16 protein-coding genes and 1 pseudogene are annotated in these 20,265 nt (G+C 64.9%); 9 read left to right on the forward strand and 8 right to left on the reverse strand.

The features are described from left to right. Positions 1-74: 74 nt before the first annotated feature. Together Phou_RS07420 and Phou_RS07425 are read left to right on the forward strand one after the other, a co-directional pair. On the forward strand, positions 75-1,325 hold the full coding sequence (locus Phou_RS07420; protein ID WP_173054745.1) for an IS701 family transposase: 1,251 nt from the start codon (positions 75-77) through the stop codon (positions 1,323-1,325). A gap of 983 nt (positions 1,326-2,308) precedes the next feature. Next, positions 2,309-3,103 carry a DUF8453 domain-containing protein gene (locus Phou_RS07425; RefSeq protein WP_503827001.1) on the forward strand — a complete coding sequence of 265 codons (795 nt, stop codon included), beginning with the start codon at positions 2,309-2,311 and terminating at the stop codon, positions 3,101-3,103. A gap of 348 nt (positions 3,104-3,451) precedes the next feature. Here the strand turns inward: Phou_RS07425 and Phou_RS07430 are convergent, their stop codons facing one another. Next, on the reverse strand, positions 3,452-4,309 hold the full coding sequence (locus Phou_RS07430) for a hypothetical protein (protein WP_173054749.1): 858 nt from the start codon (positions 4,307-4,309) through the stop codon (positions 3,452-3,454). 179 nt (positions 4,310-4,488) lie between these two features. After that, positions 4,489-4,614, reverse strand: a complete 126-nt coding sequence (locus Phou_RS54340) for a hypothetical protein (protein WP_281365008.1) — start codon at positions 4,612-4,614, stop codon at positions 4,489-4,491. A 1,259-nt stretch (positions 4,615-5,873) separates the two neighbouring features. Between Phou_RS54340 and Phou_RS50955 the strand changes: the two genes are divergently transcribed. Next, positions 5,874-6,467 carry a hypothetical protein gene (locus Phou_RS50955; RefSeq protein WP_218578839.1) on the forward strand — a complete coding sequence of 198 codons (594 nt, stop codon included), beginning with the start codon at positions 5,874-5,876 and terminating at the stop codon, positions 6,465-6,467. Between the two features lie 4 nt (positions 6,468-6,471). Further along, on the forward strand, positions 6,472-6,801 hold the full coding sequence (locus Phou_RS50960) for a hypothetical protein (protein ID WP_218578840.1): 330 nt from the start codon (positions 6,472-6,474) through the stop codon (positions 6,799-6,801). Positions 6,802-7,627: 826 nt separating this feature from the next. Here the strand turns inward: Phou_RS50960 and Phou_RS07440 are convergent. Both Phou_RS07440 and Phou_RS07445 read right to left on the reverse strand, forming a co-directional pair. Then, entirely contained in the window at positions 7,628-8,935 is a 1,308-nt protein-coding gene (locus Phou_RS07440; RefSeq protein ID WP_246273736.1) for an AAA family ATPase, read from the reverse strand. 2 nt (positions 8,936-8,937) lie between these two features. Further along, complete coding sequence (locus tag Phou_RS07445; RefSeq protein WP_173054754.1) at positions 8,938-10,935, reverse strand: TIR-like protein FxsC; 1,998 nt, start codon at positions 10,933-10,935, stop codon at positions 8,938-8,940. 142 nt (positions 10,936-11,077) lie between these two features. Here Phou_RS07445 and Phou_RS07450 point away from each other — a divergent pair, with 142 nt between their 5' ends. Both Phou_RS07450 and Phou_RS07455 read left to right on the forward strand, forming a co-directional pair. Then, positions 11,078-12,358, forward strand: a complete 1,281-nt coding sequence (locus tag Phou_RS07450; RefSeq protein ID WP_173054756.1) for a KAP family P-loop NTPase fold protein — start codon at positions 11,078-11,080, stop codon at positions 12,356-12,358. Between the two features lie 73 nt (positions 12,359-12,431). After that, the gene (locus tag Phou_RS07455) at positions 12,432-13,697 is read left to right on the forward strand and encodes a TIR-like protein FxsC (protein ID WP_173054758.1); all 1,266 of its coding nucleotides are present in this window, start codon (positions 12,432-12,434) and stop codon (positions 13,695-13,697) included. Between the two features lie 83 nt (positions 13,698-13,780). On the opposite strand, the gene Phou_RS07460 is transcribed toward Phou_RS07455, so the two are convergent. The 3 genes and pseudogenes from Phou_RS07460 to Phou_RS07470 form a co-directional block, all read right to left on the reverse strand. Next, positions 13,781-14,080, reverse strand: coding sequence for a hypothetical protein (locus Phou_RS07460; protein WP_173054760.1), 300 nt, complete (start codon positions 14,078-14,080; stop codon positions 13,781-13,783). Between the two features lie 433 nt (positions 14,081-14,513). Further along, positions 14,514-14,759: pseudogene (locus Phou_RS07465) on the reverse strand (ATP-binding protein); the annotation flags it as partial. A 681-nt stretch (positions 14,760-15,440) separates the two neighbouring features. Next, on the reverse strand, positions 15,441-15,629 hold the full coding sequence (locus tag Phou_RS07470; RefSeq protein ID WP_173052334.1) for a hypothetical protein: 189 nt from the start codon (positions 15,627-15,629) through the stop codon (positions 15,441-15,443). 1,282 nt (positions 15,630-16,911) lie between these two features. On the opposite strand from Phou_RS07470, the gene Phou_RS55355 reads away from it, so the two are divergent. Continuing rightward, entirely contained in the window at positions 16,912-17,166 is a 255-nt protein-coding gene (locus Phou_RS55355) for an NPCBM/NEW2 domain-containing protein (RefSeq protein ID WP_173058178.1), read from the forward strand. A gap of 94 nt (positions 17,167-17,260) precedes the next feature. Here the strand turns inward: Phou_RS55355 and Phou_RS07480 are convergent, their stop codons facing one another. Then, positions 17,261-17,569: a hypothetical protein gene (locus tag Phou_RS07480; protein ID WP_173054762.1), complete on the reverse strand. Its 309-nt coding sequence runs from the start codon at positions 17,567-17,569 to the stop codon at positions 17,261-17,263. A gap of 575 nt (positions 17,570-18,144) precedes the next feature. Between Phou_RS07480 and Phou_RS07485 the strand changes: the two genes are divergently transcribed. Both Phou_RS07485 and Phou_RS07490 read left to right on the forward strand, forming a co-directional pair. Continuing rightward, positions 18,145-18,870, forward strand: coding sequence for a hypothetical protein (locus Phou_RS07485; protein ID WP_173054764.1), 726 nt, complete (start codon positions 18,145-18,147; stop codon positions 18,868-18,870). A gap of 73 nt (positions 18,871-18,943) precedes the next feature. Continuing rightward, the gene (locus tag Phou_RS07490) at positions 18,944-19,846 is read left to right on the forward strand and encodes an inositol monophosphatase family protein (protein ID WP_173054766.1); all 903 of its coding nucleotides are present in this window, start codon (positions 18,944-18,946) and stop codon (positions 19,844-19,846) included. Positions 19,847-20,265 lie beyond the last annotated feature (419 nt).

Genomic DNA, 20,265 nt, shown 5'->3' on the forward strand with positions numbered 1-20,265 from the left:
CCGCACTAGTAGTGCTTTGTCACTTTCGGGTGGTTGATGGTGACTTCGAGTGCTCGGGCTGTTGTCGTTGAGGCGTGAACGTTGTCGAGGTGGAGCGTCTGCGTGAGGATCTGGCTGGTTTCGTTGCTGAGGTGTTCGCGTCGCTGACGCGTAGTGGTTGGCGGCAACGAGCGGCCTGGTATCTGCAAGGGCTGATGCTTGATGGGCGGCGTAAGTCGATCCAGCCGATGGCGAGCCGGCTCGGTGGGGTGCATGAGCAGGCGTTGAACCATTTCGTGACCAACAGCCCGTGGGACGTGGCACCGGTACGGGCCCGGATCGCCGAGTTGGTCGAGCAGGCCGTGGGTCCGGTGGCGTGGGCGGTTGATGACACCGGGCTACTCAAGTACGGAACCGCGTCGCCGTGCGTGGCCCGCCAGTACACCGGTACCGCGGGCAAGGTGACCAACTGCCAGGTCGCGGTGTCGGTCAGCATGGTCACAGACACCGCGTCGTGCCCGGTCGACTGGCGGTTGTTCGTGCCCGAGTCCTGGGATCCGACCTCGCCGAACGCGGCCGAAGATGTGCACGACCGGCGTCGTAAGGCCGGTATCGGCCACGACATCGGGCACCGCGAGAAGTGGCGTCTGGCGTTGGACATGATCGACGAGCTGATCGGGTGGGGACACCAGAGCCCGCTGATCGTCGCGGACTGCGGTTACGGTGACAACGCACAGTTCCGGCACGAACTGGCGCAGCGCGGACTGTCCTATGTGGTGCAGGTCAGCGGTGATCTCAACGCCTACCCGGTCGAGGCCATCCGCACCACGATCCCGCGAAGCTGGACCGGGCGTCCGCCGCAACCACGCTACCGAGATCCGGTATCCACGCTGGCCAAGCTGGTCACCGCCGCCGGTGCCGGCGCGGCCCGCCGAGTGACCTGGCGGCAAGGATCACGCCACCGGGCCGGCCGGCCGCAGATGATGTCATCCCGGTTCGTGTTCCTGCGTGTGCGACCCGCCGGCCGTGTCCTGCGGGACGCGCACCGCGGCCACGACCTGCCCGAAGCCTGGCTGATTGCCCAATGGCCACCCGGCGCCGCGGAGCCCATCAAGTACTGGCTGTCCAACCTGCCCAAACACATCAGCAAACGCACCCTGGTCCGATGGGCCAAACTACGCTGGCGGATCGAGCATGACTACCGCGAAGCCAAGACCGGTCTCGGCCTGGACCACTACGAAGGCCGCACCTGGCAAGGCTGGCACCACCACGTCACCCTCGTCTCCGCCGCGCACGCCTTCCTCACCCTGCAACGCCTGAACCCAAAAACCCAAGCGCCGGAATGACCCTCTACGCCGTACTCCGACGCCTCCAACACCTACTCGCCTACCTCATCGGCACCTGCCCCACCTGCAGGACCCGCTTCCCCCACAAAAACGGCACGACCGCCGAAGACCATGACAAAGCACTACTAGCCACCAACAGAGACCTGCTCACGTCCCTGCACGATCAGCTCGTACAGCGCTACCTCGTCGCGACCGGGCAACGGCATGGGATCTACCTGGTGTACTGGGTCTCCCCCGACCAACGCCCATCCGGCTCCCCCAAGACCCACGGCGACAAAGACGAGCTCCTCAAACACCTGCGAAGCCTGTCCGCGGAAGTAGCCCCGCAGTACGACATACACCCATACGTGCTTGACGTCAGCTGGCCATCTCTTGACCAGTGACGAGATGGCCCGGTCGCCAACAATCAGCATCACATCGTGACTACTCGAACGAGCGGATTGCGACACAAAGAGTAAACGTGATCTTACGAGCAACGGACGCACGGTTCGCGGCTAGATGTGCACACGACCCAAGCTTGACGGGCGATCGCGTTGATTGGCCGTGCACTGGAGCCAGCGTAGGCCAACGCGCCTGCGTGGGACCGGAAACGGATCATCGCAACGACTGCCTCCGTCCGCTACGACGAGCACCGGCTCAACTATGCTGCAGACGTGGTTGCCGGGCCTCAGGACGCTCAAGATCGAGTCATTGTCAGCTCGCGCCGTTTCGTACCTCTCGCCTACGTCACGCCCGGCGACGGTTCAGATACTTCGTTAGTTCCGGAGCTTGCACCGTCGGGCTTGCGCGGTGACAGTTCGACGGTAGGTGCACCGTACGCCAGCCTTCTTTCGAAGTACTCCAGTAGTTGGCCGGCGCACCGCCCAGCCTGCTCCGTCGACTCGGAATCCAGTCCGAGCATTTCAGGCGTCTCCTACGCCGTTCGGCTCCCGCCCCAAACTACCCTCGCTCGCAAATCGGCGAACCTATAAACAAACCTGGAGTTGTTCCGACGTGTCCGACCTTTTCGAAACCGTGGAAAATGGACGGCCGACGACTGGTCTGCCGCCGCAAGCCTTGCGACTTTCTTCATTGCACTTGCCGCATTGCTGCTCAGCATCATTCCAATCCGTCAGGCGAGACGCGTTCGCGAAGAACAAGCGCAGCCGTCCGTGATGGCTTGCTTCGAGCCTAGCGAGGTAAGCAACCACCTGATCGATTTGGTGGTAAAGAACTTCGGTACGACTGGCGCGCGGGACGTCATGCCCACGTCAAATCCGAAGCTCAAGCACAGCATCGGAACCGGTAAAGAGACGGAAGACGTATGGATGTTCGATCGGCTGCCGCTGCTCGCACCGGGACAGGAATGGAGGACGTTCTTCGACTCAGGGCTCTCGCGTAAGGAAACAGATCTTCCGGCCCGTTACGAGCTAGCACTGAACTTCAATGACATGCGCGGCCGGAAGGTCGACCCCGTCGAGTCCGTTCTCGATCTGTCGATGTATACGGGCCGGATGTGGACTGAGATCTACACGATCCATCACGCCGCGAAGGCACTCCGCGAGATCGAAAAGTCAGTCAAGCAGTGGGGCGAGAGAACCGGCAGCGGGCTCAAGGTCGTCGTCCGGGACGGCGATGCAATAGACGAACGGCGGCGGCAAGAGTTAGCCAACCACCGTGCGCGACTCGACGCACTGCGGCAGCAAGGGCTCGCCGGACAATCCAATGGCGAGAACGGCAAGAGGTCGGACGACTCGGAGTCGGCCGTCGATACCGGCCCCGGTACCGCTTCGGATTGAGCGCCGCCGGCAGGACAGCTGGCACGTCGTTGGGCAGTACAGCCCCGCAGTTCACCGCCATCGGCCTGCGCCTGCAACAGATCGGTTGATTGGTGTCTACCAGCGTAGCGTGAACCGACGGCGTCGACCCCGATAGACGCCTAACGGCCTCCCGCCGCCGCACGGCTTCATGCCTAGTCTGCTTAACGCCTGCTTGATACAGATAGCACTATTGGCATCAGCTTGACGCCCCAGTTAGCACTTACGGGCGCCCTGCCCAGCCGAGCAGCGTCGAGGTTGGGGCATGAACCCCCGGGCGCCCCAAGAAGCGATTATCAACGCCTATGGAACGCTTTGCCTACTGGCGCGCTAACTCGCCTCGGCGCCAAAGTAGATGGATCTATCCGAAAATTTTGTAACCACCTCTCCCTGCTGAAGGCGCATTATTCGACGATCAAAGCGCTCTGGCGACTGGACGGGTCTACCCCCAAAGTAGTCGGCGTCGTCGGTTCGCCAGACGAATGCCTCCGCTTGGCCATATTGGTAGATCCGAATAACTTGCGGTGTACCGCCAACTGTTCGAGCTTCTTCGTCCTGTGCCATCTCCACAATGACTTCTAGCGGTTCCCATTGCAAGAATGCGTCATGTGCCACTTGGGACGATTCAGGGTCGCCTCTCATCGGTCGAGGGAGTTCCCGAACCTTCATCAACTGATGTATGCGACGGCGAGCGTCAGACGCGGCGTCACCCATAAGATGCAGCGGATAGGCAGCTTCGCGCCGAAGGCTGGGGATGTTGTGCATCCGGAGAACGCCCTCCGGGTCGTACGAAAAGGAGTATCCCTCGAATCTAAGATCGCGCCACGACCATCCGAAAACCGCGACATCCAATTTCGGCGTGTCCGCCTTTTTCTGTCCGAACGGCAGATCGGAAACGTGATTCCGTAGATCAGCGTAGGCATCGCGAAGTTTCTTGGCGAAGTAGCGCAGTCCCGTCCGGCCAGTCAGGTTGCCGTCTAAGAGATTGCAAGTATTGATCGCCTGGAGAAGGAAAGTATATGCTTCGGCTGCGTCGCCCGACATGGCCATAACAGTGCCGGGTCGTGGGAGTGCCATAACCTTCGGGCAAGCGTCCCACGACTCCCCACCGCTGATGCGCGAGTCGGAGGCGACTACGAGCTCGTAGAGAGAATCGTTCTTGCGCAACCATGCAACAACAAGCGTCATTCTGGGCAGTCCTCTCACTGTCAGCCTTCCCACAACCATGATAAGCGGTTCCGAAGCTCCCAACTCGGATCACCGATTGCACTCATCTCGGCATGATAGTGACTGACGATCCGAGCTGACAGGTCTCTCATGACCGTATCGGTGGTCCTGGAACGGTCTTAGCCTCCGACCGACCAATTTCACTGTCTGAGGTACCGCAGGCCGCGCTTGAGGTACGCCCGTGGGTTGGTGTCCAGGTATCTGCTCCAGGCGGGGTCGGTCTCGCCGCGCAGCCAGGCATATCGGGCCAGCGCGTACCCGTACATCGGCTCGGTCAGATAGCCCAGGCGGCTGCTGCTGGTGTAGGAGTACTCGCCCCAGCTTTCCCGCCCGTACTCGAATGCGGCGTTCGCGGCGAAGATGCCCAGGCCGAAGAAGGTCCGTCAGCGGCTCGTGGTCCTCACGCTGGGGTGAGACACGGCCATCGGCCAGCAACAGCACATGCCCCAACTCATGGGCGACGGTCGCCACCAGCGCCATCGGCTGGCGCGCCTGATCGTCCCGGATCCCGATCACCGACCGGCCGCCCCGGACCCGGTGATGCCCAGCCGCACCGCTCCACTGTGTATGGATCGGCACCCGCCCGGACAGACCCGGATCCTCCTCGACGACCTCGAACTCCAGCTCCACCCGAGCCGGATCCACGTCCATGTGCCTACAGAGCCGTTCCAGCACTACCCGCACATCGTCACGGCTGCCCTCATAGGCGCCAGGAAAGTAGTCGTCTGTCGGCAGCACGACCTCGCCATGCAGCCGCTGCTGGCCAAACTCCGCAACGAACCAGTCCATCGACCGCTCGATCCAGCCCTGCTCAACCGGCCGCACCGGACACGAGCGTCGCCACCACACCACGGCGACGATTGTGCGCCACCCAGACAACGCCCCACACCCACCAGCCGCACACCCCACCAGACGACGTCCGAGCCACCGCGGCAGCACCGGCACGCACCACACACGGCCGCGCGGCAACCCACCGCCACCTCGTTCGCCGCGGACGCCCCACATGAGCGCCAAAGCCCCCAGCGGCCCACATCACCACAATCGGCCGCCAACATCGCCGACTGCTGCCCAGGCCATCACCACGCCGGGACGCGGCATGAGCGGATGTCACTCGGCAGGCTGCTGGGCGGCGTCCGACTGATCTGCGAGCGTTCGAAGTCGTCTGACTTCATCATCAACTCGCGATCGGATGGCACGTCGAGAAGGGTGAGGCCAGCGGGCCCGGCGTGCGCTCCACCATGCGAGCGCCACCGCAGCCATGCGCGGAGATCAGCGAGCTCACGTGCTACGCCGTCACGCTTTGATCGTGCCATGGCGCTGCGGCAAGCCGCACCCGCGTCGTGAGCCTGAGCGCGGCCGATCGGTCTCCACGGCAGGTTTGGTCGCACCATCAGAACGCCTCGTCCGTCACGACGCCGTGACCGTGCAACCGGTAGTCACGGGCTGACGCTGAGGCCGTGGCATCAGCTCTCCCCTTGGTCCGTACGCTTGCGTGGACATACGAAACGTCATGTGGGAGGACTGAGTGACGGTCGCGGTGCAACAGGTCTGGCAGCTAGCCGCAGCTGACATTCAGCTACGGGGACGCCCGCTGTGGTGGACCGTGAGCCCGTCACAGCAGCTCGCAGTACTGTTCGTCAATCAACGGCAACTGAGCCATGCTTCGTCGCCCGCTGGATGGCTGGGCTGGATGCCCGAGGTGCCCTTCAACGGCGTGCTGACGATCCGGCAAACCGACGGGACAATAGACCACCGCACCATTACATCGATCCCAATACGGCCCAGCCATATCGCCCTCCTACCAGACGGCCGGCTCCTCATCGTAAGTGGCCGAGCCCAAACGGACGAGAAAGGATCTTGGAAGCCGAACGCACTCCTGTATTCCACCGAGGGTGCGGTCGAAGACTCCTTCTGCATCGGTGATGACGTCGATGTTCTGGTGTCGGGCAAAGACGGATCGGTCTGGACGGCCTACGGTGACGAAGGCATCTACGGCAGCCACGCGCAATCCGCGGCAGGCCTCGCCGGTTGGGACAGTCAAGGTCAGACCCCTGTGGGCGCCGAACGGACGCCTTCCACAGTGGCCGTTGGCAGGCTTCAGCGCCGCCACAGAAGGTGACCAAGTGTGGTTAGCCTGGTACTCGCGACCCGGGGCCAGGGGCACCTTCCTGACCCGGATCACCCCCGCGACCGGCGAGGTGACCACCTGGCCCTGTCCGGTCGAGGCCCCCGACGGTTTGGCCGTACGTGGCCATCACGCCATTTTGACCCAGCGAGCCCACAACAAGAACTCCATCGCGGTGACCCGCGCCGAGTTGATCGACGGCTCATTGACGACGACGCAACACAAGATCCTTGAAACACCAGGTCCCGTGGTAAAACGATGCGGTCAAGGCCGCGACGGCATCCTATGGCTTCGCGCCGGCGACATCTGGATGCGCATCGACGCGTGACGTTGCCATCCCCCTGACGCCTCACCGAACCACCGAGCTCCCGGCACCCTTCAGGCAGCTCACCTGGATCAGAAGCGAAGCAGAATGCTCCCCGGGCGCGACTGCCTCAACCTCAACGCCAGTCGGCACCACGGATTGTCGACCGTTGACCCGGTCGGATGCGAGCACACTACTTTCGGCAGAAGAGTATTGCGGTGAGGCGACGTGGCCGTGTTTGCGATGGCCGGCCACGTCGCTGGCTGTTAAACCTACCGCCCATCCGAAGGTTCTCGGCGCAGCCAAGCGTGCGCAGAGAGCCGGTCGATCATCAGGCAGTCCGCAGTCGCGGCTGAACTCACCGCTGGGTGCAGGGGCGGGAAGGGGGATATCGGTGCTCCAGGAGCGCCTTGAACAGGAGCGCGGCAAGAGCCGCGACCGCTGTCACTGCCTCTCGGAGGCGAGCCCATCGTCCGGGGACGGCCGACGAGTGCACGGCCGCAGCAGCCGGCGCCGCGCTTCGGAGCCCACGGCTCGGACAGCGGTCACCAGGCGGGAGGTGTACGCGAGCGGCCAGATCCTGAACGCCAACCCGCCGCAGCACCCGCAACGCGTTCACGGGACGACAGCATGCCCCATTGGACTACGGTAGTTCTCATCCGACTACCGGGGCAGGTACCCGACGACAACAGCAGACATCCGGCTGGCTGTTGCCTGGAATCGGACGGCGATAGCCGGCGGCCCCAGGGCGCCCCGCCCACGATGCGGTCGTTTCAATGCCAGAGCCGTTCGTTCCAGTCTCGCTCGTCTTGGTTGGATACCGCGTCGTCGCTCTTCGCCGCAGCGGTCTTCAGGCGTAGCCGAGTTCCTGCCGCAGCGTGTGTGCCAGTCGCTGAAGTTCGCTTGGCGTGGTGCCATAGTGCGCCAGACCATTCGCGGATGTGGGGAGCCGGCCTAGGTCAACGAAGTGAGCGCGTAGGCCCCGGCTGACGAGGTACAGGTACTCGTCGTGCCGCCAGTGGTTGGCGACGTAGTGAGCGGTTGAGATGACGAGGACCAAGCGGCTCGCGACACCATGGAGATTCGGCAGCAGCCGCTGATCGTCGCTGCGCCGGGCGTCTACGGTGGACTCTGGTGCGAAGTAGGTCCGTGCGTCGTCAGGCAGGTGAGCCCGGATGGTACGGGCCTTTTCCTCGTCCTGCGGGGCGAACGCGATTGCTATGTCCCACCGGATCGCGTCCGGGTCCTGGTGGTCGAGCCAGTCGAAGAATATCCGCGGCCCACGGCAGAGTCGGCCGTGCTCCTGGCGCAGCACACCGACGCATCGGGCGAACCGCGCCGACTCCCGGCTTGACGCCCAGTTAGGGTCGGTCGGCCGCAGTCCCTGCGGCGGAAAGGTGCGCAGGAACTCGAGCGCCCGCGGGCCGAGCTGGTGCTGCCAGGAATGGAAGGTCGAGGCCGCCCGCTCGTGGATCGGCTCGGCTGCTTCGTCCAGCGATCGGCCTTGCCAGACCTCGGCCAGTAGGCGGGTGGTCAGCCATGCGTGGCCGCCCGCGAGCGTCATTACCTCTTCGGTGGGAACGGTGCCGCCGGCCAAGTGGACGAGCTCAGCCACCGCGTCGCGGTCGAGCGACTCAAGGTAGCGTTGCTCGGCTGTGTTGAGCGGTGGCGAGCCGCCCTGCTCCTGATCTTGGAAGAGCACCAACGCCGGCCCGCCGATGAGAAGGATGGCCAGCTCGCTGCGAAGGTGCGTGTCGTCGAGCCAGCGCAGGAAGGTGAAAAAGCCCGGCCCCCACGCTGGCTGGAGGATACGGTCAGCCTCGTCGATCACCAGTGCCAGGGGGCGGTGCTGCTCGAGCACCTCGACGATGTCGTCCCAGGTCGCCTGTGAGTGCTCAGTCTCCCGTTGCCCTCTCACGACACTTAGCAGTGCCCCCAGCGCTGAGGCCTCGGTTTTTAGGCCCCAGCCGGCCGCGTCGGTCCGCACGATTGTGCGTCCGACCAGTGTGGAGGTGAGTTCCCGTGCCAGCGTGGTTTTTCCCATCCGCCGTCCGCCCAAAAGCAATGTGGACTGTCCCTGGTCGAGCAGTTCCGCGACCTCGGCGAGAAGCTGTTGCCGGCCGACGAAGAGGTCGGTAGCGCGCAGCGGGTTCGGCATCGTCACCGGTCCAGGGGTTGGGTGTTGCGGATCCAGCGCTCGAGCAGCCCGATCCGGGGGCGTCCGCCGTCGAGCAGTCCTTGGGCACGCAATCGTGCCTCGGCCGCCCCACGCTCACCAGAGTGCACCGGTGCGCCCCGCATCAACTGGCGCTCCGGGAACGTCATGAGCTGCCAGATGTTTCCCTCCAGGAACCGACCGATCGTGTAGTCCTGCTCCAGCCGTTCCGCTGCCTGGTGCAGGTCGGCGGCGCCGAGGCGGGATGGATGGTAGCGGGTCCGGTACGCCTCGGCGGCGATCGTGCGGGCCAGGAAGGGGTGACCGCCCGTCATCTCGAAGAGTCCTTCGACAAAGCTCGGAGCCGTTGTGTCGACGCCCATCTCGCCCGCCAGTGTGTACACCATGTCAGCCAGCGCAGGCCGGTCCAGCAGGGGCAGGGGCAGCTCCTGGAAGAGCCCGAAGAAGGGGTTCAGGCGCGCATCGCCGAGTTCGTTAGCGTAAACGGCGTCGGGCCGGAGACCAGCGCCGACCACGACCACGCGACGGTCATCCTGCGACAGAGCGCGCAGGGCACCCATAGCATCGACCCACCGCCCCGCCGCGACCGGCTCGTCCCGCCGCGGAAAAACGATCTCCACCTCGTCCAGCATCACGACTAGGCGGGCCGGTGAATCCGGGTGAGCAAACCGCAGGTCAAGCTCCCGCTTCAGGTCACTCCCGGTGGCTGGCGCGATGGTCACGAACGGCCACCGCTGCCCGCCTGCCCCACCCCACCTGTCGAACGCCTGAACCATCAGCCGGAACAGCACGCCCGGCCAGTACTCGTCAGGGCTACGGCGGTTGAACTGCTGCAGGTCCACCTTGCACACCGGGAGGCCGACGAGGTGCTGCCGGAGCACGTTGAGCACGCTGGTCTTACCTACCTTGCGCAGTCCCGTGATCAAGACGTGCTCGCCGCGGTCAACGACGGTGCCGACGGTGTTGAGGATGGCGTCGCGGCCGAACAGAAACCGCCCTTCCGTGAGAGCTGTCTTGTGGTCGAAGAGGTTGACCCGGCTGCCGGAACCGCGGTCGAGCTCGCTGAGGAAGAACCCGGCCCGCCCGTCCTCCAGCGCGGCGTGCAGCTCACGGAGCGGTACGCTGACGACCGCTCGTCCGCTCATCCGGAGCCGGTCGAGAAACTCCTCCAATGGACGATCCAGATCCTCGGCGTGGACGAAGTAACCAGTGCGGCCCACCGAAAGCTCGTCCTGGAAACGGGTCAGCTCGCCGGGATCCGGCTGTGAAGCGGTGCAAACCCAGACCGGGCCAGGCACCAACAGCTCGGCCACCTCCGTCGGCTGGATCGGCCGGCTGGCGGCGGCAAACGCCTCCAGCACGATCGCCCTGGCCTCCGACGCTCGCGCAGCGGCATCATCGGTCGCAGCCGGGGGCGACCAGACCGCGAAGACCTCGAATGCCTCGTCGAATTGGGGGCGTGGGATCGACTCCGGCATCGGGTACGAGCTGGCCGTCGACACGATGCGCTGCGCCAGCGCGGTAACTGTCTCGAGGTAGTCGTCACGGTCGGCCTGCGAACGCGCGACGGCGCGCAGCCCGATCTTTGGGTACGCCGGCCCGAACTGCAGATCGGTGTAGGGGCCAAGGCCGACCGGTGGGAACGAGGTTGGCGCCCACAGCACCGGCAGTAGAGCCGGCGCGGGCTGGTGATATGCCCGCTGGTAGGCGCCCAGCCGTGCGGCGAAGACCCCCCACTCCTTCCCGCACACCGGCTGGCGGAAATACTCAGGTGAGCACAACGCAACGAAGACCGCGCACGTGGAGAGCGCCTCCACCGCCGGCTCTGACCAGCTCGCCCCGCGTCCGATGTCGACGAACCCGACCTCGGCGTCCTCAGCCTCTCCGGTAAATAGGCGCACCTCCGCACTGAGATCGGCGAAGAACCGCAGGACATCACCATCAGGCGTCGCGGTTCGTGCGTAGCTGAGGAAGAAGAGCACCTAGCCTCCAGTCGGCTAACTAGCCGTGTCCACTCCTACCAGATGCCCGATACGCTGAGCCACGGCCCTGCCGTCAGGCCGGTCTCTGACTACTCTTGACCAGGGAGGGCCGGACGTGCCAACCCCGTTGACGGACAACCCGGTGTCCAGGATCGACGACGACGCGTTCGGGTTCCGGCCGTACATCGAGGAGCTCCACGCGGCGGTGGCGGCCGCCATATCGCTGCCGATGACCGTCGGCGTGTTTGGGCCCTGGGGCTCCGGCAAGTCGAGCTTCCTCAAGATGTGGGAAGACCTGCTCTCGTTCGCGCCGACCACCCGGACGCTCTGGTTCAACCCTTGGAAATACGACCAGAAAGTGGAGGTGTGGGCGGCGCTGATCCAGTCCCTCCTGGCCGAGATCCGCACTACCGAGGACGAGACGCTGCGTATCAAGGCGGGACGGCTGGCCCGGGCGGCGACCTGGCTGGGCGTTCGGGGTGTCGCCGGTTCTCTGGTCGGCGGGCTTACCGGCGGCCTGGTGAGTGCCGCTGCCATGGACCAGCTCTGGACCGAACTCGGCGAGCGGGAGTCCGACTACTACCGTCAGCTGAACCGATTCGAGGTCGACTTCGCCGAGACAGTGGAGCAATTCGTTGGAGAGCAGGGACGGCTCGTGGTCTTCGTTGACGACCTCGACCGCTGCACCCCGGCGGCCGCCCTCAACGTCATGGAGGCGCTAAAGCTGTTCATCGGCGACGCGCGCTGCGTCTTCGTCCTGGCCATGGACTTCGACCTGCTCGCCGCCGCGGCCGGAACACGGTTTGGCGAGCTAGCGCCCGGCAGTGGTGCGGCGTACCTGGAGAAGATCGTCCAGCTGCCTTTCTTCTTGCCCGACGTCGGCTTCGAGACGTTGCGCTACGCGGTCGGTCCGAGCGCCGGACCGCTCGCCGACAGCGAAGCATTCTGGGAGCTGGTACGCCTGGGCTTCGGCACCAACCCGCGTCGGGTGAAGCGGTACCTCAACGTGCTCAACCTGGCGACCACCATCGCCGCGCGGGAGGGCGGCAATGAACTCTCCACTGACCAACGCCTACAGCTCGCAGAACTGTTGATCATACGCAGCGAGCATCGGGCTTTCTTCCGGCACTTACTGGTCGACCCCGGCGCCTGGCAGAGGCTGGAGCAGTCACCGGCATTGCCGCCTCCCGGCAGCGCCGACCCGGTCGAGTTGGTGCGGAACACGGACGCGACGCTCACACCATTTCTGGATAACCAGAGCCTAACCGGGCTGCTACGAACCCGGCCTGGTGCGTACAACGACCACCCATCCGCCCCTGCCGGCAGGGACGTCGAGCGGATGATCCGCACCGTCCGCCTGGCCGCCGGGTTGCCCGACCACCGGCCCGGCGAAACCGAAAGCGCAGGCCGGAGCAGCGGCTAGCCGGGCAATATACTCGGCGGGACAGCGGGCACGACCGGCGGACGGCCGGGCCCAGGCGAAGAACGAGGTCGGTTTGCTGTACTTCTTCCTCAGCTATGCCCGGGGTGACGACGACGTCTCCGTCCAGAGGTTTTTCCACGACCTGTCGGCCGAGGTGCGCGCGCACGCCGGTCTGGCGTCTGGGGAGGAGGTCGGCTTCTTCGACGTACACAGCCTCGAGGTCGGCGCGACCTGGTCGCCGCGGCTGGTAGAGGCGCTGTCCAGGTGCCGGTCGTTCATCGCGCTGGTGTCGCCACGTTATCTGCTGAGTGAACCCTGCGGTCGAGAGTGGGCCATCTTCGCCGACCGGGTCCGGCAATACGAGCGCGACGCGGGCGTCAACCCGTCCGCGCTGTTACCTCTGATATGGCTGCCCCCGCCACAGCTGCCCGACGCGGTGGCCGCCCTGCAGTACCACAACGACATCCTCACCGAGGCGTACACGCGCACCGGCTTGCGCCAGCTAATGCGGCTACAGCGCAACCAGGACAGCTACTACGACCTGATCGTGGAACTGGCCCGGCAGATCGTGCAGACCGCCCACTCGCACGACGTGCCGAACGCCAACGCAGGCATCGACTTCAAGGAGGTGCCGAGCGCGTTCCACACCCGCACGACCAGCCAGGCTGCCGTACCGAGCGAGCCGGGCCTGGCCCGCAATGTGCAGTTCGTCGTGGCCGCGCCGGCGCGGGGAGAGCTCACCGCCAACGGCCTCGGCGGGCTCGACCGCGACAGCCAATACTACGGCGCCACGTCAGTGGAGTGGGCGCCATATCGGCCGACGTTGCCCGGCCCGATCGTCGATTACGCCCGCACAGTAGCCGAGCGACGCGGCTTCCGCTCTGAGGTCGCCGGCACCGACGGGCTGGTGCAGCGGATCGGCGAGGCGCGGCGCACCAACCAGATCGTGGTGCTGCTGGTCGACGTGTGGTCGACGATGCTCGGCGAGTACCGGCAGGCGCTGGCCGAGTGCAACCAGCTCGACCAGAACGCGGAGGATCCGGTCACGGCGGTCATGGTGCCGCTCAGCCACGACGACCAGCAGGCACAGTTTCACCGACGGCAGCTCACCGACTCGCTCCGGGCGATCTTCTTCCGCCGCAGCATCCACGGCGACGACGTGATGTTCCGGTCGAGCATCCTTACCTACCAGGCCTTCGACGCCGATCTCCAGGTCGTGCTCGAAGCCGCCCGCAACCGCGCCTTCACAAGCGGCACCGTACACAACCGCCCAACCGGCCCGAGTGTCTCCCGCCCAATTCTGCAGGAGCAAAGGCAGCACCCTGCGCCTCCGGCATGAACCTGCTTAGGGACGACGACTACCTACTGCACGCCGACGTGCTACGCCCACAACCCCAGCTAGCCGAGCCAAACCCCAGCCGGTCACGCGCGCTGCAGCAGGCCCGCCGAGCGGCTGCCGAGGAACTCCGGTAGAACGTCGCCCGCCGCGCTGGGGAGCTGGCCGCCGAGCCCGCCCAGCCGCGGATCCCTCGGCAGCAATTGGGGTGGCTGGTACCAACCTTCGACCAGCGACAGGCTGGGCCCCGGGGTGGCATTGACCCAGCGGCCGAGTCCACGGGGTGTGAGCGGCACATCCCGCCGATCGTTGCTGTCGTCGATCATCGCGAACAGCCGGTAGTCGACATCAACGTAGAGCTCGGTGTGCTCAAGCAGCGCCGCCATGCCGTCCCTTCCCCGTTTGAACAAGACCGCATTTTCCCAGTTCAGGCGCCGTGGTTGTGACGGTCATTGGTGGCCCCGTCGGGGCAGTGGTGGGTGGCCCCGGTGGTCGTGGACGGTTGGTGCGAGGTGACGGTGCGCGCGTTCCGGGTGTTGTGATGAAGGCTGATATGTGGGGCGGTTGATTTTGGCCCCGGGTGGGGGTTAGGAGGGTTGTTTTCGGGGTTTCTGGGTGGCGGGTTCGCTGGTTTCGGGGTGCCAGTGATCGATGTCTTCGGGCCAGGGGCGGGTCGGCCGTGGTCGTCCCAGAAGCCGGTCTCGGTGCCGTTGGCGGCGAGGGCGGCGTTGCGCCTCGCGCGTTCGGCTGGGCCGGGGATGGTGAGGTCGCCGGGTGTGTCACTCATGCTGCGGTCCGCGGCCAGGGGTGGTGCTGTTGTCAGTGGCGAGGCTGGGTCTGTTCGACGATGGTGGTTCTGGTGCGGGCGAGGCGGTAGGACTCGGTGCCGGTCTGGATGATGTTGCCGCCGAAGGTCAACCGGTCAACGATCGCGGCGCAGAGCCTTGGGTCGGTGAAGGTTTTGGTCCAGCCGGAGAACGCCTCGTTGGACGCGATCGCGACGGAGGCCTTTTCCTCGCGTTCGGTGAGAACCTGGAAGAGCAGTTCGGCGCCGCGTTTGTCGAGTTATGCCGCTGCTTGCGCGGCGCATCAAGATCGACCCGGAGCATTCCGTCAATCACCGACCGGACCGGATCAAGCTTCGGCGCCTGAGCCACCCGAGGCTTCCGCGGCGCCGGAACCGCCGACCGCAAAGCCTCCCGCACGGTACGCCGATGCACCCCATGCCGCTCAGCCAGCGCACGGATCGACAGATCCTCCCGACGTGCGTCACGCCGATCGCCTCGAACAGCTCCACCCGGGATCTCACCAGGCCCCCAACCACCAACCGACACGAAATCGCAGACACTCAGCCTGACGGTGGGGCCAGGATCAACTGTCACGAAACAGCGCCCATGTCACCCGGGTGGGGCCAAACATGACCGTCACGAGTTACCAGCAGACCAGGACCGGGCCAACAAAGACCGTCACACCAATAGATAGCCATCAACAAAACCGGGGCCAAACATCAACGTCCCGGTGGGGCCAACGAACTCGGTCAGAACCAGGCGCCGGATGCGATGGTCGCGCCAGTGCGGCAGCGGACCACACGCTAACCTGCGGCCGACCCAACGCGACCACGGCGCGCAGCCGCACAACGCGGCGCAGGCAATGCTTCCACCACTAAGCAGCGTCCATCACCCAGCGTGAGTCGCCTTCGCGCCTCCGCGCGCATTGTCTGCGGCAGATCCGTACGCCTCGCCCGCGCTACGCAGGTTCCCGTACCCCACCCTCCTCACCGTCATCCGGCAGCGGCTCGACCGGCACGGCCGGCAGCTCATCCGGCGTATCCGGCAACAACTCGCCGGCATCATCCGGCACGGGCTCGCCGGGATCGATCGGCGGATACTCATTAGGTTCCAGCCCCGGCAACGACATGACCCCATCATCGATCATGCAGAGTTCAAACGCTCCCCGGGAGCACCGGCAAAGGCGCCGACGACTCCAGGCCGCTGCCCACGCCGACACGCGCACGCTCGGCCGCATGAGCGTGCGCCGCGAGTGGCGCGCGGCCCCGGGCGGATTTCGGCGCGCTGGCTGTGCCCGCTTCGCCGCTGCCCAAGGAAAAGTTGCCGGGTCGACCCGCACACGTCGGCCGGGTCACCAGCCGGGCGGGTTAGGAAGTGGCCCTGTGCACCGCACCGCCAGCTGGCCACGCCGCCTTGCTCCAAGGCCACAGCTGCGAGAGGGATCGTGACGGCCGGCCCGACCGAGTTGGTGGCGAAGGCGACGATCAACCATGTCTTGGGGCCGCGAGAGACCGACTGCAGCGTGTTCACGTGTAGCGCGGACGACCCGATGCCGGGCGGGCAGGGGGACGGGAGCGCAGTGGCCGGATAGAGCGAGAGCGCGCCGCAGTTCACCACCGGGCGGAATGACCCGCGGCCTATGCCGCGGCCATCGGGCCTCGTATTGCGGACTGCGGGACTCACTGAGTGTGATGCTTGGCCTACTCTTCGGTTCAGACCCGAGGTAATGGTCACCTGCATACACCGCGATGGGCCTCCACCGGACCAGTGTCGGCGACATCAACCATCGTCGCGCCGCCCCAACACGCTCCCCAACGACCTCATCACCGCCGCGACCAGCAGCACCAGTAAATACAACGCCCTGACCGCAACGGCGCCACAGGGGCACTGGTGTAGGGATGATCGTTTCTTCTTGGCCACGATAGTCGTTGACTCCTTGTCGGCTGACGGCAAAGGCCGCGTGCGCCTTTCCATCTGAATCCAATCGCCCACAGCGGAGACACCTTGAAATCCAGCGACCCTCCACCGAGGCCAACTCACAACCGCGCTTGGGGGCGCAAGGTTAAACGCATGGCGGGCGCTGTAACTGCCGTTCTGGCCGCTGTGGCAGCCGTTGCCACCATCGTCAGCACTTTTGTCACATGCTCCGGCGATCCGCCGGTGGAGCCATCAACCGCCCCACCGTCCTCAAGCGCGGCGTCGGACCCCGGTTCGCCGAAATCACCAGAATCCCCAAGCCCGACGGCCACCAGCGTGACAGATACACCACCAAAACCATTATATCTTGCAGACATTCCATGGGAAGATTTCAGGGAACATTCAAATTTCCCAGAGCATAGCAGTGTCTCAATTGACGGAATCGACTACCCTCGGGTTACTGGTACCGGTTCACTAATTGTAACGGCTGCACCAATGTTGAAGAGGTAAGAATTGAGCCGGCATACCGACGATTCATTGGGACGTTTGGCCTAGCGGATAAAACGCCCCAGAACGATGTGATTGATGGCATCGTGTATTTCTGGATCGAAGCTAACTACAAGCCACCTTCTAAGCCTATTCGGGTGAAGTATCCTGCCGCTATCAATTTCGACGTCGACGTGACCGGGGCAAACCTCATCAAACTCGTCGTCTCAGACGGCGATAACGGCGAGTCCCCCTGCTGGTGTAATGCATATTTTGAGTAGGTAGCATCGGGCCACCCCGCCAGTCTGCACAGCGAGCGCAGTAACAGACATTGCAAAGCTGAGTCCTTCGATTTGGCGGCGTCGAGGGCACCTCTCATCGGCAATTGAGTGAATCGATCCAGGACTTGTGCGCCGGCCAGTGACGGCCAGCGGTACTGGTCCGCTCGACCAGCGCCGCCGTCGAGAACATCGCCGTCCGCGACAACACCATCACCGCCAAGGACGCCGGCCGCTGGGAAACCGGCGTCATCTCGCCGCTCAGAACCCATTCGGACAAGTCTCGGTCACCGGCAACACCATCGCTGCCGCTACCCGGGCAGTGCGCTTCACCGGCCAAGCATTCCAACGGGTACCCGTATGCGGGCTCAACCGAATCGAACCAGACCTCGACGAGGCGGTCCACGCCCCTGCCAGAGCACTCCATCGTCATCTCCGCCGCCGCCAACGGCGGTCTCGCCAGCACTGGCCGCCTGGTCACCGGCCTCGACCACCCCCGAGGGCCGCGTCACCGGCACGTTCGGCGACATCTACCAGTGCATCGGCCCGACCTCCAGCCCTCGCCTATTCGTCAAGGAAGCCGTCCCTTCCCTCGCCACCAGCTGGACCGTCAAATAGCCGAACACCCCAGCGCCAATTCGCGTCCCTCGGCGATAGAACCCGCGCAGATCGTGGTATGGAACTGCGCCACGAAGCGCGAGCTGAATGACGGCAGACGACAGGAAGAAAGGCTCTGTCAGTCACCTGTGCACCGAGATAAGCGCGGTGTCGCACCTATCGGCGTACGTTGCTTGTCACGCGACCGCCGTGGGCGACACTCTTCGGCGACCGCCGCAGCCGTCAACGAACTCGTTCGTTGAACAGTACATGTCAAATGCAAATCGCATACGGTCACGCTCTCCGCTCACTCTCGGCGGAAATCGGTTACCGAATCGTCCGACCAAAACTGGCGCGCCGGCCGATCAGACGGATTTTACTACCTTGGCCACGATCCTCGGCCTTGCCGCTACCCTGGTGGTTGGTGTGTTTGCGGCGCTCGGAGTTTCAGGCAATCTTCTCGCAAGGATGGTACGTAACCATCCCACCCAAAGCCAACTCGTACTGACGGCCGCTATCGTTGTAATTGTCATGGCGGCGATCATCACTGCTATCCGATGGATCGACAACCGCTGGCTCGTCGTTCCGGTCGCAATGCTAGGCATCACCCTCGGCCTAGCGGCTCACGTCGCTGCAGATAGTCACCGAGAACGAGAAATGCCTTCCATCACGCTCACCATCTCCCGAGCCGATGACGGCCTGACCTTAACGGGCAAGTCGCGTGGCTCCGGCCTGCGGTCCAACGAACGAATGCTCACCCGAATCGTGGCCATCTTTCGCCCACTCGCGGTCGCTGAACAGCTAGACCCACACCCGCGGGCTGATGGTCGACCCACGTCTGAGCTCTGGGAGGTCACCGGCCAGCAGTGCAGACGGCCGCAGCCCTACCTGGCTGATCCCAGTAGCGCACGGCTGCTGTCATGGACCGAAACCGGTCCGACAGCCGGCGGTGAGTCCGCTGCCGAACATACTATGCCGATCCCGCCAACCGCACATTACGTCTGTGCCTACGTCATTCTTAGCGATGTTCGAGACAAGAACGGCGACTACAGCCGACCGATCGCGAGTAATTTCGCGATGGTGGATCTCGCCGACCTAGCTACCTCCTAGACCCGGTAACATCAGCCCACACAGGGCCAACCACACCGAGCACAATTCGGCTGATGGGTGCACTATTCTCGGCATGAGCGCGTGTTCGGCCCGGTTTAAGATTTGCCGCTCAAAGACTGGCCCCCTGGGACGCCACCCGGATGTCGGCAATGATGGATGGGTGTCTAGCGATCTTGACTTAGCGGTCGACGCGACGGTGAACGCTGCCGGGCTGGCGATGGGGTACTTCACGCGTGTCACTCGGATCCGTCGCGAGCGGAAGCAGGACGGCAGCATCGTGACCGAGGCTGACCGTGCCGTGGAGGCCGCCATCCGGCAGACGCTGGCGGCGGCCCGGCCCCGAGACGCGGTCCTTGGCGAGGAGGAGGGCCAACGTGGGGACAGCGGCCGGCGCTGGATCATCGACCCGATCGACGGCACCGCGATGTTCGCCGAAGGCGACGACCGATGGTCAGTCCTGCTCGCGTTGGAGGTCGACGGCCAAATCGTCGCCGGCGTAGCGGCGGTCCCAGCCCAACGACGGATATGGTGGGCCGAGCGAGCTGCGGGCGCGTTCGTCGCTGACCTCACCGGCGCAGGCCCCATCCACGAACGGCACATCGTGGCCCATGGCCAGGCAACATCCGATGTGACGGCCAGCCGCTTCGCCGTCGTGCCCGATCCGGCCGCACTGCCACAGGACAACTGGCTCTTCGCCGAACTCGCGGCGCTGACCACTCCGCTGCCGTGGACCGCACATCCGGCCCTGCTCGTAGCCGCCGGCGAACTGGACCTCGCCGTGCAAACCCGCGGGCAGGTATGGGATTTCGCGACCACCTCGCTGATCGTCACCGAGGCCGGCGGCCAGTTCAGCGGCTTCTCCGGTCGAGGCCACCCACACACAGGGCCCGCCCTGTACTCCGCCAGCCACTCCCTCCACCAAGCCGCACTCGACCACCTCGGCAAGGGCCACAGCGAGATCCACCGAGCTCTTTGAAGATTGGGCACCCAACCACGAACGGAGCCACACCACATACCACCGCGCCCACCGACCCAACCGGGACGTGTACCTCATAGTCGGTGCCCGCAAAGTTCTCCCGGCCCGGTCCCACCGGGACCGAGCCACACCTCGATCCGTACCAACCCAGAGATCAACAATCCGGGCACCGCGCGGCGAGCTGCTACGCCGACCGCGACCAGCTCCGAGTCGGCGACCAACCCAGCCTCGTCACCCCAGGTAACGAGCGGATCGCGGCAGATCCGGACGCGGTCTTTCCTCCCCACGACCACGTCCGTGGCTGCCCTGCCATTGTGCGAGAACGCTGACCCTGTCGACATGCGCCGGGTCGAAACGGTGCGCGCCGACCACTCACCGCACCGCGAATAGCTGGTCACGAGACGCGCACTGACTCGCTC

The organism is Phytohabitans houttuyneae, from assembly GCF_011764425.1.
Taxonomy (GTDB): Bacteria; Actinomycetota; Actinomycetes; order Mycobacteriales; family Micromonosporaceae; genus Phytohabitans; species Phytohabitans houttuyneae.

Bases quoted from the DNA above. Each gene is read 5' to 3' on its own strand.
- Phou_RS07470 (WP_173052334.1), bottom strand. From the start codon at position 15,629: ATGATCGATGATGGGGTCATGTCGTTGCCGGGGCTGGAACCTAATGAG.
- Phou_RS07490 (WP_173054766.1), top strand. From the start codon at position 18,944: ATGAGCGCGTGTTCGGCCCGGTTTAAGATTTGCCGCTCAAAGACTGGC.
- Phou_RS07440 (WP_246273736.1), bottom strand. From the start codon at position 8,935: ATGCCGAACCCGCTGCGCGCTACCGACCTCTTCGTCGGCCGGCAACAG.
- Phou_RS07430 (WP_173054749.1), bottom strand. From the start codon at position 4,309: ATGACGCTTGTTGTTGCATGGTTGCGCAAGAACGATTCTCTCTACGAG.
- Phou_RS54340 (WP_281365008.1), bottom strand. From the start codon at position 4,614: ATGTACGGGTACGCGCTGGCCCGATATGCCTGGCTGCGCGGCGAGACC.
- Phou_RS07460 (WP_173054760.1), bottom strand. From the start codon at position 14,080: ATGGCGGCGCTGCTTGAGCACACCGAGCTCTACGTTGATGTCGACTAC.